This window comes from Dyadobacter sp., from assembly GCF_017744695.1.
Taxonomy (GTDB): domain Bacteria; phylum Bacteroidota; class Bacteroidia; order Cytophagales; family Spirosomataceae; genus Dyadobacter.
In genome coordinates, this window is the sequence record NZ_JAGIAS010000004.1 from 287,664 (window position 1) to 306,072 (window position 18,409).

The 18,409-nt window shown below is 52.6% G+C and carries 18 protein-coding genes; 17 read left to right on the forward strand and 1 reads right to left on the reverse strand.

Annotation, left to right across the window (positions count from 1 at the left end):
• Positions 1–17 precede the first annotated feature (17 nt).
• From J7619_RS17280 to tssD (J7619_RS17350), 15 genes are all read left to right on the forward strand, one after another.
• Positions 18–2,489, forward strand: coding sequence for an ATP-dependent Clp protease ATP-binding subunit (locus tag J7619_RS17280; protein WP_291201040.1), 2,472 nt, complete (start codon positions 18–20; stop codon positions 2,487–2,489).
• A 42-nt stretch (positions 2,490–2,531) separates the two neighbouring features.
• On the forward strand, positions 2,532–2,999 hold the full coding sequence (locus J7619_RS17285; RefSeq protein ID WP_291201042.1) for a hypothetical protein: 468 nt from the start codon (positions 2,532–2,534) through the stop codon (positions 2,997–2,999).
• 42 nt (positions 3,000–3,041) lie between these two features.
• A complete protein-coding gene (locus J7619_RS17290; protein WP_291201043.1) occupies positions 3,042–3,881 on the forward strand; it encodes a hypothetical protein in 840 nt (279 codons plus the stop codon).
• A 42-nt stretch (positions 3,882–3,923) separates the two neighbouring features.
• Positions 3,924–5,072: a hypothetical protein gene (locus J7619_RS17295; protein WP_291201045.1), complete on the forward strand. Its 1,149-nt coding sequence runs from the start codon at positions 3,924–3,926 to the stop codon at positions 5,070–5,072.
• Positions 5,073–5,116: 44 nt separating this feature from the next.
• Positions 5,117–5,947 carry a fibronectin type III domain-containing protein gene (locus J7619_RS17300; protein WP_291201047.1) on the forward strand — a complete coding sequence of 277 codons (831 nt, stop codon included), beginning with the start codon at positions 5,117–5,119 and terminating at the stop codon, positions 5,945–5,947.
• Between the two features lie 7 nt (positions 5,948–5,954).
• Positions 5,955–7,073, forward strand: a complete 1,119-nt coding sequence (locus tag J7619_RS17305) for a hypothetical protein (RefSeq protein ID WP_291201049.1) — start codon at positions 5,955–5,957, stop codon at positions 7,071–7,073.
• Positions 7,070–8,389 (forward strand): OmpA family protein, encoded by a 1,320-nt coding sequence (locus J7619_RS17310; protein WP_291201051.1) that lies wholly within the window; start codon positions 7,070–7,072, stop codon positions 8,387–8,389. Before J7619_RS17305 ends, J7619_RS17310 begins: the two co-directional genes overlap by 4 nt.
• 16 nt (positions 8,390–8,405) lie before the next feature.
• Positions 8,406–9,410: a hypothetical protein gene (locus J7619_RS17315; RefSeq protein ID WP_291201053.1), complete on the forward strand. Its 1,005-nt coding sequence runs from the start codon at positions 8,406–8,408 to the stop codon at positions 9,408–9,410.
• A gap of 90 nt (positions 9,411–9,500) precedes the next feature.
• On the forward strand, positions 9,501–9,800 hold the full coding sequence (locus J7619_RS17320; RefSeq protein WP_291201055.1) for a PAAR domain-containing protein: 300 nt from the start codon (positions 9,501–9,503) through the stop codon (positions 9,798–9,800).
• A 32-nt stretch (positions 9,801–9,832) separates the two neighbouring features.
• Complete coding sequence (locus tag J7619_RS17325) at positions 9,833–10,282, forward strand: hypothetical protein (RefSeq protein ID WP_291201057.1); 450 nt, start codon at positions 9,833–9,835, stop codon at positions 10,280–10,282.
• A gap of 145 nt (positions 10,283–10,427) precedes the next feature.
• Complete coding sequence (locus tag J7619_RS17330; RefSeq protein ID WP_291201060.1) at positions 10,428–11,795, forward strand: DUF5458 family protein; 1,368 nt, start codon at positions 10,428–10,430, stop codon at positions 11,793–11,795.
• Positions 11,796–11,919: 124 nt separating this feature from the next.
• Positions 11,920–12,327 (forward strand): type VI secretion system tube protein TssD, encoded by a 408-nt coding sequence (tssD, locus tag J7619_RS17335; RefSeq protein ID WP_291201063.1) that lies wholly within the window; start codon positions 11,920–11,922, stop codon positions 12,325–12,327.
• A 3-nt stretch (positions 12,328–12,330) separates the two neighbouring features.
• A complete protein-coding gene (tssD, locus tag J7619_RS17340; RefSeq protein ID WP_291201066.1) occupies positions 12,331–12,831 on the forward strand; it encodes a type VI secretion system tube protein TssD in 501 nt (166 codons plus the stop codon).
• Positions 12,832–14,670, forward strand: a complete 1,839-nt coding sequence (locus J7619_RS17345; protein WP_291201069.1) for a type VI secretion system Vgr family protein — start codon at positions 12,832–12,834, stop codon at positions 14,668–14,670.
• Positions 14,671–14,717: 47 nt separating this feature from the next.
• Complete coding sequence (gene tssD, locus J7619_RS17350; protein ID WP_291201072.1) at positions 14,718–15,134, forward strand: type VI secretion system tube protein TssD; 417 nt, start codon at positions 14,718–14,720, stop codon at positions 15,132–15,134.
• A gap of 113 nt (positions 15,135–15,247) precedes the next feature.
• On the opposite strand, the gene J7619_RS17355 is transcribed toward tssD (J7619_RS17350), so the two are convergent.
• Entirely contained in the window at positions 15,248–16,015 is a 768-nt protein-coding gene (locus J7619_RS17355) for a TssN family type VI secretion system protein (RefSeq protein WP_291201075.1), read from the reverse strand.
• Between the two features lie 78 nt (positions 16,016–16,093).
• Between J7619_RS17355 and J7619_RS17360 the strand changes: the two genes are divergently transcribed.
• The gene (locus J7619_RS17360) at positions 16,094–16,522 is read left to right on the forward strand and encodes a GPW/gp25 family protein (RefSeq protein WP_291201078.1); all 429 of its coding nucleotides are present in this window, start codon (positions 16,094–16,096) and stop codon (positions 16,520–16,522) included.
• 1 nt (position 16,523) lies between these two features.
• Positions 16,524–18,365, forward strand: coding sequence for a type VI secretion system baseplate subunit TssF (locus J7619_RS17365; RefSeq protein WP_291201081.1), 1,842 nt, complete (start codon positions 16,524–16,526; stop codon positions 18,363–18,365).
• Positions 18,366–18,409 lie beyond the last annotated feature (44 nt).

An 18,409-nucleotide genomic window follows, 5' to 3' on the forward strand; every position in this document is an offset into this window, starting at 1 on the left:
ATCTATCCTATTGATCCATGCAAACCGAAGCACTCAGATACGCGATCACCATCGCACAGTCGCTTGCGCGCGAATACCGGCAGGAGCGGTTTGGTCCCGCGCATTTGCTCATGGGCCTGCTGCATAATGACGTGGGCCTCGTTTCCGAGCTCGTAATGGCCGGTAAAGACCTCGCGTACCTCCGCGATTGGGCCGAGGTACGACTCGAAGAAAGCGCCAAATCAGTGCGCGTGCCGGAAGTCCCGCAGGCCGACAACCAGGCCTCATCGGCACTGGAACTTGCGGAACTCATTGCATTACAATTCAATATCGACACCGACCCGCTTTGCACATTAGCCGCTTTACTCAAACCCGGAGTGGGATTTTCTTCCGATCAGTTGAAATCCCTTCCTATTACGCAGAAAGAGGTATTGGCGCTGCACAATGCTCCGCCTGTTGCAAGTAACGGCGAAAATCAAGTCACAAAACCATCTGCATCGGCAGCAGCAAAAGGCACCGGCTATCTTGAGAAGTACACTTCCGATAAAACCCAGCGGGCGGCGGAAGGCAAAACCGACGACATCATCGGTCGCGACCGGGAAATCCGCCAAATGGCTGAGATTCTGGGCCGCAGAAGCAAGCCTAATGTGATATTGACCGGCGAGCCCGGTGTAGGTAAATCGGCATTGGTGGAGGGGTTTTCCAAACTCATTGCCGAGAAAAAAGTACCACAATTGCTGCAAAATGCCCGTTTGCTCGAATTGGATACCGGGACACTGGTAGCCGGAGCCTCGTATAAGGGCGAAATCGAGGAACGGTTGAAAGGCATTTTAAATGAACTGAAGGGATTTGACAAGGCCATTCTGTTCATCGACGAAATTCACATGCTACTCGATCCGAAAGGTTCGATCGGCGCGGGCGTTGCCCAATTGCTCAAACCGGAACTGGCACGCGGCGAACTTACATTAATCGGTGCAACCACACCAGAAGAATACAGGAAATACATCGAAAAAGATGAAGCCTTCTCCCGCCGGTTTGAAATATTGCATGTGGAAGAGCCCGACGAAGCCACTGCAATACGCATGATCGAACATATGTTGCCGGTTTACGAAGCGCACCATGGCCTGAAAGTTTCCGAAGGCACTGCCGCCGAGGCTGTGAAATTGGCCAAAAGGTATGTCAAAGACCGCCGTTTGCCCGACGTAGCCCTCGACCTGCTCGACCGCACGATGGCCGCGATGCGCTTAATGGACGAAGTATCTGAAAATGAGCTAACCACCTTGCAAACTGACCTCGACACACTGATGGCGGTAGATGAAGCAGAAAGGCTCCACGAGCTCAAATGGTTTGCCCGGCAGCTTCCCAACAGGCTCAGCCCGCTGCTCACCGGCCAGCTCGACGGCCAGGATGACACCGACCTCGAAACCCCGGAGGGCATTCATAATCAATTAAGTACCAAACTTTCAGCACTGCGCGACCTGGCTACCCGACGCTCCGATTCGATCGGCAAAAACGATGTAGCCGCCATTATTTCTCACAAAACCGGCATCCCGCTAGGCAAACTCCAAAGCTCCGAGCGCGACAAACTGCTGGGAATTGACGAAGTATTGAAGAAAAGGGTGGTAGGCCAGGATCAGGCCGTGAAGGCATTAAGCGAGGCCATTCTGGAGTCACGCTCAGGTCTCATCAAGGCCGGCCAACCCATCGGTTCGTTCTTCCTGTTAGGACCAACCGGGACCGGCAAAACCGAAATCGCTAAGGCACTCGCCGATTTCCTTTTCAACGACGAGTCATTCCTGATCCGGTTCGATATGTCGGAATTCAAGGAGGAGCATTCGGCGGCATTGCTTTACGGTGCGCCTCCGGGATACGTGGGTTACGAGGAAGGCGGGTTATTGGTGAATAAAATCCGTCAGAAACCCTATTCAGTGGTGTTATTTGATGAAATTGAAAAGGCGCACCCCTCTGTTTTTGACCTTTTCCTCCAAATTCTCGACGAAGGCAAGTTACACGACAGACTTGGGAAGGAAGGGGATTTCTCTAATGCCGTGATCCTTTTTACGTCGAACATCGGACAAGAGCACATTATCCAGGAGTTTGGCAAAGGCGGCATTCCGCAGTCATCCGACCTGATGGAGATCATGGCCAAGTATTTCCGGCCGGAGTTTCTGGCCAGGCTAACTGAAATCGTCCCGTTTGCACCGATTTCCGAAGATAATGTGGTTAAAATATTCGACATCCATTTGCGCAGCTTTACAGACCTGCTCGACAAACAGGGTATCAGGCTCAATCTTACACCCGAAGCCCGGAAAAGCATCGCAATGCAAGGTTTTACACCAAGATATGGCGTGAGGCCGCTGAAAGGGGTGATCCGGAACCTGCTCCGGCGGCCGGTAAGCCGGATGATTATTTCCGGACAGGCGGGGAAAGGCTCGATGATTGACCTCAGCACCGACGACAATGGAGAGGTCATCTGGAATGTCCACCAGGCCGAAAGCATATTGGAATAGCACCCATTTTGATAAACTATCCACACCTTCCTGAATCGAACAATGAGTGTACTTGGAAATGCAGTCGCGCAATTCGCGCAAACCAATCTGGCCAGCCAGGTAGGAGACGGAGAATGCTGGACACTTGCCGAACGCGCGCTGCAAAGCGCCGGCGCCAGGACGTCCACCGAAATCATGGGCAACGTAGGCCCGAACGACAACTATGTCTGGGGTACCGCCATCACATCGGCCAACCTGGAAGCGGGCGATATTATCCAGTTCCGCAATTACACATTCAGGTTCGATAGCTCGGATGGCGCATGGCGGACAGAATCCCGTCCGCACCACACTGCGATCGTCATGTCAGTCGATACTTCCGGCGCGGTAGAAGTATATGAATGCAATGTCAATGGCAGCAAGAATGTACAGCAGAACCGTCTTTACCTCCGTACCGGCGCCATGAGTGGCGGCAGCGTGACCGTCTCCGGGCAAATGTGGTTTTACCGTCCGCAGGCCCGACCAACCACCTGATCCTCCCCATCGGGAAATTATCCATCCGAAAACCTGAACATTATGCACATTCATCTATTCAGAAATGCGAGGCGGTGGGATTCATGCCTCATTCCGATTGACGATACTACTTTCGGAATGATCCTGCAATTCAAAGTGCGTCTGGTCCGTATCGAACCGACCTCCCGCTTTTTTATGGGCGAAACCTACGCAACCGGCAATGGCATGTTACACGACACTTACGGCCATTTTCACCTCGACCGGTGGGACGACCATGAATGGGAAGCCTACAAGGACCAGTTTGTGACAGTAGTACAAAGGCATTGGAGCGATAAATTCATCCTCGACCCCAATAAAGATTGGCATGTCCCCCGCACTACATCTCCGCGTAATTCGGCTACGATCCAATGCGGGCTGTCCATCCAGCTGGTAGACAGCTCTTCCCAGGCCCACCAGACTTACCGGATTATTCACCCGCGCGAGAGCACTTTCAGGTCTTATGTGGAAGAGTTTAACCGTACCGGCGTTTTCACCCACAACGACCTGGAACCCCATTGGAATGACCGCCTTACCCGGATCGGCTCGGAAAATCACAACGTGTCGTTTTTGCAAACTACCATCAACCACGAATTTGGCCACACGCTCGGATTGAATCACGTCAAAGGGGTGGGTAACAGCGATGCCAACTATGGTGTAACATTATCCGAACGGGAAAATCAGATGGGTATGGGCGGATTGCTCACGCCGCGTCACGCGCAGCCGTGGATCACGCGCCTGCGTAACCACCTGATCCCGCAAACGCATTACGATACCTCCGTTTCCTTCCGCGGAAGGGTTGCAAGCCCACAGCTGATCGAATATTGGGATAATGACTGGCGCCCGGCAGCCCCGGCGGCTTCCTGAAAATATGAATGAACAAATCCGCTGAACACAGCGATCAAAGCCATGCAAAAGTTAACCAGCTTACTGATTATTACAGGAATTGCTTTCCTCATCGAAGCTTGCAACATGTTCGCACCGGTCGATCCGTTGCCGCCCGCAGCGTCAGAGGTGAGTGTCGAACAAGTGTGGACATCGGGGGCAACTGTGAGAGGAAAAATCGATAACCTCGACCCTAAAAACGACCGCCAGGAAAAGAAAAGCGGGAAGATTCTTGAATATGGTTTTGTTTGGGGTACCCAGAACCAGCCTACCCTCGAAGCCGGAACGGTGATCAAGGTAGGAGAAGACAACCCTCCGACCCCGTTTGAATTTGTGCGGGAGATAGACCGGCTCTCCGTGCTCACCACCTATTATGTGCGTACCTATGCCCGCAACCAGGGTGGCGGCGTAGGATACGGGCCTGTGGCTACATTCAAAACCGACGATTATGTTTTTGCAGAGCTTTCTTTGGGTAAGATAACTACCACTTCCAAGGTATCGGCCGATGTTGTCGTCAATATATTGTCACTGGGCAATGCGGAAATCTCCTCGTTCGGGGTCTGTTATTCGTCCACCAACAATGAACCTACCACCAAGGATAGCCGGGCGACAGTCAACGGCAAAGCGGCCAAGGGCAGCTTCACCGTCAATGTAGGCGGATTAGCCGCAGGAACAACCTATTATGCCCGCGCATTTGCGATCACTTTGGGCGGCATCATTTACAGTGACGCAACAACCGGCTTCTCACTCGGCGAACCGGCTGTTTTTACACCCAAGAAATCATTCACCATGTACTATTCCAATCCTTATGACCTGGACCAAGGGGCGCTGGTATCGCAAGTAGGTTCTGAAGACTTGAACTGGTACCCCTATAACGACAGGCCGGGCATTTACCCGAGAAACGGGGCGAAGTTTGCGGTTTTGGGAGCTGTGAATTTTGACCAGGTAAAATACAGCGACCTTACCCGGGCCAATCTCAGCACCGGTTTTATCAACGGCAGCTACACCGACGTAATGGCAAACCAGTTACAGAACGGTACGGTGATCGCATTTATGACCAACCAGGGCAGGTACGGCAAGCTGCGCGTCGACGCCCATGGTGAAGATCGAAAGCCTGGCGCTGCTGCCGGAGGAGATATGGAAGTGACTATTCTGACTTACGATAAACCATAAGCGTATACACGTAACCGTAAGGTAAATTATTTCGAAAAAAACGGATGAAAAGATGGCTGTCCATATTGCTGGCTCTCGCACCGACTGTGCTATTTCAGTCGTGTAACCTCTTTGCGCCGGTTGATCCGCTTCCGCCTGTATTGTCCAAATTGGAAGTAGTGGATATCAAACGCACGGAGATCACCGTCAGCGGGACAATCAACAATCCCGACAGCAAGAACGACCGCCAGGAGAAAAAAAGCGGTGTTATTAAGGAATATGGTCTGGTATATGGCACTACATCCGCACTCGATGTTCAGAAAGACAAAGTGATCAAACTCGGGGAGACACCCGGGCAGACACCTGTATTGATCCAGGCACAGAAAATAACCGGGTTAATGTCCGACACCCGCTATTACGTCGCGCTTTACGCCCGGAATGAAGGTGGTGGAATGGCTTACGGAGAAACGCTGGACATCAAAACGACCCTTATACCACCCGCGGTAGTCACACGCAACTCCGTAAAAGTTGCCAGAACCAAAGCGCTTTGGTACGACTTCGATACCGGTACAGCGCTCCTCGCTGCCGACGATCCGAAAAAGGATATTACGATCGATTTCTTTTCCATATCGGCCAGGGGGACTGTACTTGAAATCAACACCGCTAACAAGCTGCAATTCGTGAACCTCGACCTCGCCGACTATGACAAACTTACCTACCTGGACCTTGTGCGCATCGCCAACTACGGTAGTATGAGCATTACCTACGTATTCAGCGAACAGACTGACAATACCGTGATCGCATTCAAAACAGGAGAAGGCCGGTTCGGGAAATGGCGGATCGAAGACGTGACAGCCAACGACATCACGATGAGCCTCATCACTTATGAAAACTAATGGCATAATGAAGAAACTCTTTACATTTTTGATGACGCTGCTCGCCGTTCAGGCGCTGGCCCAGGACCGGATCTGGCTCGATAACGGCAATCCCGTGCAAGCCAGGTTGAGCCGTGCGATGGATAGCAAGCTGGAATGGATCGCTTCGGATGGCATCCCGCGGATTTACCACAGGAAGCGTTTCCTGGTCATATTCGGCGCGGCAGGGCAATTCATGGTGATTTCCGAACTGAACGAAAGCCCCAACAAGGCGCAGACACAGATCGAAGCATTTTACAAGTCGCCCCCGCGGAATGTGAGTCAGGATATTATCGTCAAAAGCGTTCCACTGACGGTCATTACCGGCAACATTTCCTATGAAAGCGATGACGTGATCAACTACCTGACGATGGAAGGTAATGCGGCGTCGATCAACAAGGAGGAAGTGGCGACGGTGATTTACCGCGACGGCCGGCATGAAATTCTGCGGGATGTAGTCGATGTGGCACCATTGCTGGCATTGGCACACAAGGAAATCGAGAAAAAGGAAAGGGAAATTGTCCGAAAAGAACCGGACCCTACGCAAAGCCAGCCCGTTACGAAAAAAGACGTCCCGCCACCACCGAAAGAACAGACAAAACCGGTACTAACCGACGCCGAATACAAGGAATATAGCGCAAAGGGCATTCGCCGGGTGGATGAATTCACCTCCTACCTGCGCATTATCGGCGATAAAAGCATGAAATCGGAAGATAAGAACAAGGCTGTCCAGCAGGCACTGAGCCTGTTCGAGCCGCAGGCCACTGTCGCCGTAAGTTCGGCAAAAGGGGTAAAAAAATATCCGGTTAAAGAATACCTCAATCGTCTGAAACTCCTTCCCTATGCCAAAATCAATATTACCTGGAATGAGGTCAAATATGTGAGTGAGCTGAAACAGGAGGCTGATGGCAACTACTACGGCACAATCGCCGGGCAGCAGGTCTTTGAAGGCTATTCGGCCAATGGAAAAGTCGCCTACGGGGATATTACCCGCAAGAATATCCGCGTCAAACTCGAATCGTATCAGAAAACCATCGATGGCAAGGATACGGTGAACTGGGAAGTTTTATTGGGAAATATAGGGGTCGAAACCAACGAGGGACAATGAAAACCAGGCTATACACCATCCTGCTTTTGTTTCAGGCCGCCACCGCTTCGCTGCATGCGCAATGCGGTTACCTGGCCGGCAAGATCACCGATATTTCGGGCGCTGCACCACTCGTCGCCACCCTCTCCGCCAAAACCGAGCAGGGCAAGCAGCGGCTCGGTAAAGCCGACAGCCTGGGGGTATTCAACGTGGAAATGCCCTGCCATATCATCGAGCTCACGATCGAATGTCCGCAGTTTCAGACACAGCATATCCCGGTGAGTATCGACGGCAAAACCGAGGGCACGTTTTTCATCTCACTAGCCATGATGCCCCTGGGCAAACAAACCAGCGACGAACCGTACGCCCAGTCGGAGCAAAAGCATTTCGAATTGAAGGATTCGTTGAAAGCCGTTTCCATCGTCAGGCGGATCGAGGCGCGTGACGCACTGTCGGACCAGCGGCTGCCTGCTGAGATTTGCCTTTATTATACCCAAAAACAAAAAAAGGACTGCTTTTCGCTGACCACCGACCGTCCAAGGGCTGAAATCGTATTTACAGAAAAGGATATTGTGGCCATTGAAGTCAAATCGGGTGGTTACCAGGCTTACAACGGGAACCTTATCCTCGATAAAACCGATCAGGAGCCGCGGACCTACATTATCAAACTGAACCGCCAGCGGACGATCCTGTCCGTTAACATCCTGCAAGCCCAGCAAGGCATGTTGTGCAGGTTATGGAGCGACGGAGAGCCCGACGTTGCCCTGAACCGGGTGAACGACAGCCATTACTTCGCCGACCTCTCACCCGGCCGAAATTATAAGTTCGGCATTACACCCGCATCGGGCCAACCGGAACTGGTTACGGCCATGGCATCGGTGAAGGAGGGGATTACCTTGAAGACTTTGCGCGTGGCCGAGCGGGCACCGGAACGAACCGCCCCGGTAGTTACCCGCGCTGAAACACCGGTGCCAAAAGGGATTACCGCTTCCGATAAGACGCTCTATTTCCCGAGAAGCGACTACAAGCTCCCGCTGCAATCGCGGACCTACCTCGATTCGGTGGCCGTGTACATTCTTGAAAACAAAAACAAAGGCCTGCGCATTACCGGCCACACCGACAATGTGGGCAACCCCGGCCTGAACCTCACGCTGTCGGAGTACCGCGTACGGGTGATTTCGCGGTACCTCATCGGTAAAGGCGTCCCCGAGGGGGCGATCGCGGCGGTGGGTGTGGGCAGCAAGTTTCCGGCCCGGCCCAACGACAGCGAGGAAAACCGGCGCATGAACCGCCGTGTGGAGGTGCAGATCATTGATTTAGACCCAAAAAGCAACTGAAAATATGAAAACGGGAATGAACAACAGTTATACATGGCGGTTGGCCCTGCTGGCACTGGGCATCGTGGGCGCCGCTGTGCAGGCGGATGCGCAAGCGCTCACACGCAGGGACGCGGACGAGATACGCGTGCTGGCGCGCGAGAAAGTGAAGGGCCTCAATGATCTGCTCAATGCGATTGCCAACGAGGACCTCAGCAACTACGAGCGCCGCTACCTGATGATGAACAGCTATATGCCCAGCAACGATCAGATTTTCATCAACGACGGCGTAATCGTAGAGGATGATGTGGATCCCGGGCACAAAAGCAGCGCCCCGGGCCTCGATACGCCCATTGAGAAATACCTCAGCAATTTCGACCTGTTTTATACCAAATCGGAAACCAATACCATTGAATTCACCAGCCTGGTCGTTTCGGACGTCAAAGTCGATAAATACCCGTTCGTGAAGGTTTTTTACACCCAGCATTTCAAAGGCAAAAGCAATAAGGACAATACCGCTTACACGCCCATCGCGCGGGTAGCCGAGCTCCGGGCCGACAAATCGGGCAATGACTGGATCGTGTTTCTGACGCGCATCGCATTTAATTCCGCCGAAAGCGCCAAATCGGTGCCGGTAACGCCTAAACCTTCGGCTACCTATGATTCGCTGCAACGCAAAAAAGAGCCGGTCGTAAGCCGGGCAGCAGACCGTCCGCCGGTTGCAAAGCCCGAGGATGCCAAGGAAGGGGAACGGGTTTTCAAAGAGCTCAACAAGCCCAATGCCGAAGCGGCAACCAATGCACGCAAATGGGGCGCGATCAAACTCGGGGCCGGTGTGGCTGCCCTCGCATTCGGGGCGGTGACTTACAGCATGCTTAATAAAGATTACAAGGAATATAAAAAGCTCATAGACAACCCGGAAGGGCTCACCAGCTATGCCAAACCGGGCATTTACGTCTCGGTAGGCGCAGCGGCAGTCGGGCTCGGTGTATCGCTCACGTCGCTGTTCGATTTCAAGCGCGCCAAGCAGCTATCGCATTAACGTAAATGCATACAACAAATTTTTTAACATTCACCAGACTGAGAGCCCGAGGCCGAAAGCCGACAGCCAACAGCCGAAAGCCCCAAAACCATGTCCCAACCCGCAGCAAGAATTGGCGATATGCACGTATGCCCGATGGTTACCCCCGGAACGCCTCCGGTGCCCCATGTAGGCGGACCCGTGCTGCCCCCGGGCACCCCCACTGTGCTTATAGGCGGGCAGCCGGCCGCTTGTGCAGGCGATATGTGCCTATGTACGGGCCCGCCCGACTCCATTGTAATGGGTTCCACCTCCGTACTCATCGGCGGAAAACCGGCGGCACGTCTCGGCGACACCACCGCTCACGGCGGAACCATTGTAGCGGGCTGTCCCACAGTTTTGATCGGTTAGCAACAACAGTATTTACTTAATCCTATACAACTATGTTCAACTACGGAATTGGCGGTAATGAACGCAAAATTGATCAGTCCAATGAAGGGATTGCTGATATTCCTCAAAACCGCACCCTTTTTGCCACGCAGCTGACCGGCGAACCGTCGCCGCGGCCGGAAATGGTTTACGATCTCAAAACCACCGAAGAAGTTTTCGCGCATTATCAGCCCGAGGCGGAAGTAGAGTTCATCACTTCCGACGGCAGTTTTATCAATGAGAACCTGCGGTTCAGGAATCTCGGGGATTTTGGTAAAAAAGGGATCATCGCCCAAAGCGCATTCCTGCAAGATCTCGACGCGCGCAGCGAGGCCTACCAGCAAGTGGTAAGGCATCTCAAAGTGAATAAAATTCTCAAAGCAGCATTGGAAAAACCAGAAGCCAAGGCCGCATTACTGGGCGTATTCCAGACGCTGATTAACGAGTTGGAGGAGGCGGGATAACGCTAAGAGAGTTAATGATTGAATGACCGAATGATTGAATGACTGAATACCTCCGGTCGGAGTGTGGTGAGTAATTCAAAATACACGGCACCATTCAATCCACAATTTATTCAATCATTCAATCATTCAGTCATTCAAAACTAAAATGGCAGACGATACAAAAACATCCCAAGAAGCCACCCCAGCCCTCCGCGAACGCGTAGCTGTTCCGCTGGAAACCGGCTTGCCGCTTCTTGCCAAATATGGCAGCTACGATCTCGTGGAGACGATCATCGAAGGCGCCGCAAATATCAACCCCGAGAAAAAGGCCCGGAAAAAGATATTCCTCACCGAAGCCGACAAGAAGAAAGAGCGCCAGCAACTGAAAAAGCGCCTGGAACTATGGTCGGAGCTGCTGAGCAGCGCAGAGAGTGTGCCGGACATGATCGAAGCCGGTCAGAAACAGGCAGATTCCGCATTTGAATTATTGAAAGAAAACCTGGGCAAGGCTGTGGAGCAGATCCGCCCGCTGGAACAGTCGTACCGCTCTGTGGCGATGTTTTTCAAAAACACCGAACAGGACAAGGTCAAAAACGTCACATTCATGAATGCGGCGGCCGATCAGTTACAGGATCTCGACGTGACCACGTTCATCGATGCCGTGGGCGAGGAACTTGCATCGAAATACGACCGCCTCGATCTGCGCGAAAACTATTCGATCCTGAATGTACCAGGCTACCTGGGCTCGGGAAAAGTGGTGGATAAATGGGCGAAAATGGCTCATAAAAACAAGGTAATGCTCCTGACCGACTTCATGCACCTGGATGCGCCCGAGGATGTGATGGAGCTCTTTGAATCGGCTAACCTGACCGGCGGAGCGGCACATTTATCGAACGTCATGATGACCTGCAATTGGCTGGTAGGCCGTGCGAAACACGACGACCTGGGTGAAGAGGACGATTTGTACATCCCACCATCGACCGCATTGGCGGGTAATGTGTACAAAACGCTGATGTCGCAAGTGGCTGCCGGTAAAAAACACGGTACGCTCAGCGAAGTGGACGGTGTGAGGTTCCCGCTTAAAAAATCGGAGATCGCCGATCTGGAAAAAATGGGGCTGATCCCGATGGTGAATGAATACAGCAAGGTAATGGCGTTCTCTGCCAAAACCCTGTTCAACGGAGATAATGTAGGATTGCAGACCTATTCGGTTGTCCGCGTTTTTGATTACATCACCAAAGTGCTGATCGATTTCCTGAACCGCCGCGCATTTGAAAACTTTGATTATAACACCAAGAATGACCTGAAAAAGCAGATCATCAAGTTTCTCGACAGCGTTACCGGCCCCGGCAAGCTCATCGAGAAGTTCAGCGTGATGCGTTTCGAGCAAGATAAGGACCAGAAGGACAAGGTTTACCTCGATATCCACATGGTGCCCTATTTCCCAGCGAAAAACTTCATGATAGCACTCACGGGACAGAAAGGAGATGACCTGGACGCTGCGGCCTGGGCGGCGGAGTATGCGCAACAGTAGTAATGTCGAATGATTGAATGACTGAATGACCGAATACCTCCGGTCAAAGTCAGGCTGTCACTCAAAAAGTCAAACGCCTATTCAATCATTCAGTCATTCAGTCATTCAATCATTAAGACTAGCGATGCCCTACAGCGCAAACGTAAAAATCGACGGCGATCACGAGTACAGCGTCATGTTCATGCAATTCGAGTTGCATCAGACGGTGGACGACGCCATGTCCATTACCTCGCCGATCCAGTGGGCGCATTTGTATATGGAGCTGGAAATGGTCCTCGACGATTTTCTGGTCGAATGGGCCAACAAGCCATCGCAGAAATACGATCTCACGGTGGAGCAGTTCGGTGAAACAGGTTCTTTCAAAACGCTGAGTTTCAAAGAAGCTGTTTGTATCGAATTTGTGGAAATGTTTGACGACGGTACCGACGATCTCGATAAGGCGCTTTCCAGCCGGTTACAGAATTTTATTACCTGCATTACGGTGACCGCCGGAAATGTGGAAATCAACGAAGCGAAACTCGAAAATTTCTAGAAAATGGCTGAGCAGGATGCGACCATAGGCGTAGAAGCACATTTGACGCTCGACGGGAAGGAGTTTACGGTCAAAAAGATGGCCTACGGATGCAACCGTAATGCCGACGAGCGCGGAAGTCCGACGGACTCGCCCAAAGCACGGCTGATCCGCATGACGATTGCTCCGGCGCAAAACGATGATTTTGCATTGCTCTACGACTGGGCTTTCAAAAATGACCGTCAACTGAGCGGGAAAGTCGAATTCAAATACGACAACGACTCGCAAATCCTGCGCAAAATGGAATTCGATGAAGCCTATTGCGTCGGCTTCCGGGAGTCGTTCCGGGCGCAGCAATCGACCATCCGCGGAAACAAGCTGGCACATGTGCCGGATACGAAAGGCTATTTGCCGCAGCACAGGGGCAAGGATTATTTCCTGCGCGACAGCAGCCTCGCATTGGTTTACGAACTGGTAATCCTGCCCCAGAAAGTCAGAATCGGTCAGGTTGAAATAAGCAGCTAAATGGCAAGACAAGTTAACACGAGCATTGAAATCGAAGGCGGCGTGGAGATCACCCGGCACCTTGGGTTGGTGATCGAGCAGGATTTGTTCGCCCACCACTGGTTCGAGCTATTGGTCCCGTTCGATCAGCTGGAAGATGAGGGAGAGCATTTTTTCAACCGCTCGCACCGTGCGGTCATGGGCAAAAAAATAACATTTTCATTCAGTCCGCGCCTCGGTTCCGATTCCTTCGACTTCGTATTTCAAGGCATTGTGACCGAGATCCGCCTTCGCAGCCTGTCCGACATGAGCAGCGCATTTGTACTGAAAGGATACAGCCCGACGATCGTCCTGGAAGATTCCGTGCAGCGGCGGTCGTTCCTGCGTTCCTCCGTTCAGGACCTTTTCAACAATGTACTGCAACCGTACCCGCAAAATCTGCTCCGGAAGCAGCTCAACCCCGAAAATGGAAGCCGGCGGGTTCCTTTTACGCAATACAACGAAAGCAACTACAAATTTCTCTGCCGCGTAGCCGACCGTTGCTGCGAGTGGTTCTATTACAATGGCCGCGAACTCGTGCTGGGTAACAACAACTCGGAGGAAGTGGACTTCCTGGTCGACGGTTTACAGAATTTCGACGTTGCCATCCGGTTGCAACCCACGGTATTCTCCTTTGAAGGCTATAATTACACGGTTCCCGAAACTTTTACAGGGCAATCGTCCACACAAAACGTAGATGGCCTCACAGCGCTGAGCGAATTCGCATTGGAACAATCCGATAGCCTTTTTGCCCAAACATCCCTCCTGCCAGCGCCGGAAATTATCGGAAACCAGGGAGAAATCGACGAGCTGACCCAGATGGAGCGCTCTGCCAGGGTTACTTCGATGGTCGATTTCAAAGGTTCGGGGGAAACGCCAACCATGAGCGTAGGTACCGTACTGGCCGTTAAAGGGCAGCGCCTCAACGAGCGCGGCGAATCCTATGAAGAGAATTTCGGCAAATACCGCGTGGTGCATATCCGCCATGAAGTCAATACAGCCGGTAGCTATCAGAATACGTTCAATGCAGTGCCCGAATCGGCCCAGCATCCGCCCAACAACCCGTATGTGCGTAATCCTCTGGGAGAAACCGAGCAGGCGGAAGTGATCGCCAACGACGATAGTGAAAGCCTCGGACGCGTACGCGTGAAGTTTTTCTGGGGACAGGGCCGCCAACAGGACCAGGAATCGTACTGGATGCGGGTAGGAACCCTCCACAATGCGGACGGAAGAGGCGTCAACTTCGTGCCCGAGGTCGGGGCGAAGGTTATGGTGGGGTACGAAGGTAATCTGGCTGAGAATCCTTTCGTACTGACCTGCCTGTACCCGAAACCGGAGGAGGACATTGATTATTCCCCTGAAAACAACGATGTGAAGGTGATCGCCACCCGCTCGGGGAACATGATGATATTCATCGATAAGGAGGGCGACGCCAAAATCCAGATCAGCAACCGGAACAAGACCGATACCTTCCTGGAATTCGCATTCAAAGACGACGGCCAGATCAGGCTCCATGTAGAAAACGGGTTGGTCGAAGTCAAATCGAAGGAAATCAAGATCGAGGCCAGCACAGACATTACCGTCAGTGCGGGAGGGAAATTCGATTTGCATGCCGGCGAAATCGCTATGAAGGCCGACCAGAACATTAAAATAGAAAGCGGTACCGACACCAAAATCAAGGCAGGTACCGAGTTCGAGGCCGAAGGTACCGCAACCGCAAAAGTAAAGGGAGCGCAACTCAGCCTCGAAGCCGACGCCATGGCCGAATTGAAATCCAGTGCCGCCACCGTCGTGCAAGGTAACCCGATCATGCTCAACTAAGTCAATATGTCCATAATCAATTCATTCACTTTTAAACACTTACAACTATGCCAGCTTCAAGTTTTGACGCTTATTTCACCTGGGATGGCGGCCCGTCGGGCGACGGCATCGCCGTGATCTCATGCAGCTACTCCCTGTCGCAATCCACCGACGATAAAGGACGTGTTTCTTCCAAAGTGTATGGCGGGAATGTGTTCATACAAGTTGACTCATCCAGCGCCGACGACAGCAAGAAACTCTGGGAATGGATGGTCGACCCGGACGGCAAAAAGGCTTCCGCAAAGATCACCTTCAAGAATGTAGACGAAGAGCAAACACAAAAGGAGCTCGAACTTACCGACGTGTATTGCGTGCAATATGCGGAAAGCTTCGTAGAAACCGGCGCCATGCCGATGACGACCAGCATTACGCTGTCGGCACGCGAAATCAAACTGTTCGGCACCCCACACACCAACCGCTGGTAAGCTATGTCATGTTGAGCGGAGCGGCCGCCGCTGCGGTCGAAACACTCTTTACGGCAACACCGTACATGCGCTTCGACCGCCCGGCGGCCCGGTCCGCTCAGCGCGACATTCCACTACGCCCGCACTGCCACGATCGTCTCATTATCGACAATGTGGTTAGCCTGAAATGTAAGGTCCGGATCCATGTAAACGCGGCGTTTGTACCAGGGCAATTTTTTATAGAAATGCCAGCCGTAAGGCGCGCCGTCGGGCGCGAGGTATTCCACCGGGCTACCCGGGTTGCGGTCGTTGTAGTCGTTCAGAAAGATAAAAAACAGCTCGCCGAATAGCATGGAATGCGGCGCTTTGGCCCGGAAGTTCGTGAATGCGGCCTCATCGGCCTTTTTGGTAAACTCAAACTGGATGACCAGCACGCGGGAGAGGTCGAGCAGGTCCATATCCGGCAATGGCTGGCCCACGGGGTAATACCACTTTTTGTACTCTTTGGGCGGTATTTCGAGGTAGCTCTGATAAACCCTGGCCACAAAAACCGGGAAAACGAAGCCGACCAACGCCGTGGCCATACCCACGCCCTTGAAAAGCTCGTGAGCTATTTTGTGGTAAATGAATACAATGACTAACGCGGTAACTAAGGTGATCAGTAATGTAAAACCGATTGCCCGCGCCGAGCGGTTTTCAAACAGACTCCCAAACCATTGTGAAAGGAGGTAAACATGCAGAATGCCGAATACCAGAAAGCACCCTACCGCCATCGGGTAGGCGTCGCGGTAGTCGATCACCCAGAAGCCCAGTGCCCCTACCAATGTCAGCACGGCTATCAGAACGACTGCATACAATAGTTGGAGACGTTGCGTGACAGTTTTAACAAACGGAAGGTTCATCGGGGAGGTTGGAAGTTGGTGAACAAACAAAAATAAGCCAGACTTTCATTAATACAACCACAATTTATTAAACGCCGGATGGAAGATCAAAACTATTCTTTGCCTCTCGCGCTCGACCGCATCGTGGCCGGCCTGCCGCATCCGAAATGTCCTGACAGAGAGGCCATCCACCAGCATTTATACCTGCTAATGGTCACCCACTTCGACGAAAACCGTTTCGACAGTCGCTACGGTTGCGCGCTTTGGGAACATGACTTTTCTGTTTTGTCCCAAATCAAATGGAAAGACCTTATCCGCGAGTCGCTTGAAGAGGCCGTCGGTACCTATGAACCGAGGTTAACCAACGTCAAAATCCGGGTTGAAATGGAGGAATTTGAGGTTTTGAGTAAAACAAACAACTACATCCGCAAACGCGTGGGCATTGAGATCAAAGCCACCATCCGGCGGACCAACGAACCATTCATCTTCTTCGAACGCATTTTCATATCCCCTTTATCCATAGAATAATATGCCCGAAATGATAAGCTATACCAAAGAAAATATCTCCCGCAGACTGATCAGACGCTGCGCGGAGCTCTGGGGTATCGACGACGCCCAGGCCGACCATTTCGACCCGCTCGTCCGGCTGCTGGTTGAGGCGTGTTCGGTGGAATTTGAAAAGGTAGGACAGGAAATCGAGCATACCGAACTCCGGCTGATGACGCGTCTGGCCGAAATCCTTTCTCCCGAAACCCATAATGCGCCACAACCCGCCACGGCCGTTGTGCAGGCGCGCCCGCAGGAGCCGACCGGTTGGATTGAGCCGGAGAACCAGCTTACCGGCAAGCGTACCAATGCTCGGAAGGGCGAAACCACTGAAGTACATTTCGCCCCGGCCGACCGCTACCCTCTCGTGAATGCGGCCATTGTGCAATACGTGACGCCCCAAGGGCTATTCTCCATTGAGAAAGGCATAAGGACATTAGCTGCCAAAACATTGCCCCAACCGGGAGGCGAACAAAGCATTTGGCTCGGACTTGAAATCGATCCGGGCATTACTTCCTGGGCGGGTTTCAGATTCTATTTCGATTGGGCGGGAGATCCAGCAGAATATCAGTACCGTGAGTTCCTGCAAGCCGTGAACTGGCATTGGAACAATAAAAAGCTTCCCGTCCTGCATGGTTTGCAGGAAAATGCCGTGGACGATTCCATTCTGATCTATCACGACAGCTTCGTCCGTATCCAGAGCGACGACTCCTGGGAGAAAGGCAAACAGCAAACCGAGCCTTATCCCGACGCATTCGAAGGTATGTTCGATACCCGGACATTACAAATGCTGAAAAAGCCTTTGACCTGGATCCGGATCACGTGGCCGGCCATATTTCCCGCAGCGGGGTTTGAACAAATGAATGTTTCGCTGAATGCATTTCCCGTACAGAACAAGCAGCTCAACAAAATCACCTACCGGCTGCAAACCGGCCTGAATGGTATCGCATTACCCAGCGGCGACGCTTTTATGGGTATTCAAAGTGTGGTTAATCAAAAGAACCAGGCTTATACGGCATCTGAAAAAAGCCTGTACACGGAAGAGGAAACCTCTCCCAACGGCAATATGTCGCAATCCGGCTCCACGCCCGTTGGTTCGGCGCGCATCTACACGCTTCGCAGGCAAGGCATCGGCCGTTTCGACAAGCGCGATGCGCGGGCAGTGTTGTACCAGCTCCTGGAATTGCTTCGCGACGAAGTGACCGCCTTCAATGCCATCGGTGAAGATTTCCTCGCTTCCATTCTCCGCGAAATTGGACAGAATATGGCCCGGATCGAGCAGAAGCTGGGCGCCAAAAAAGCCAGTGAAACTACCGCGCAACCATTCCTCGTCATTCGGGGGGATAAAAATCCCGACGTACTTTTCATTTCCTACTGGAGCACGCTGGCCGAGCAAGCCAACGGCATTCCCGCAGGTACGCGGCTGCAATCGTACGCAGCCTCGGGTGTGAGCGGGGCGGATATTACGATGCTTACCCGCTCGTCGGGCGGGAAATCCAGGCCGGATGAGGGGGAATACGTGAACCAGCTCCGGAAAAACATCGTCACCCGCAACAGGCTTGTCACATTGGAAGATATGCGCGCATTCTGTACCGCCGAGCTCGGCGACCGGCTGCGCAAAGTGCAGGTGAAACCACATTTTATGCCTGGCAAAATGCCCGGGCAAGGCTTCGTGCGCTGCTTGCAGATCGGGCTCACGCCCGCCTCATCCGCCCGCACGACCGACGACTGGGCACGCGAATGCGAATTACTGCAACTGAAAGTAAGCCGCCTTTCCACCGGTATGTACCCCATCCAGGTAGTCACACTATCCGGCAACTCCTGACAACACCTGACCATACCCGACAACTCCTGACTATTCTAACCGCA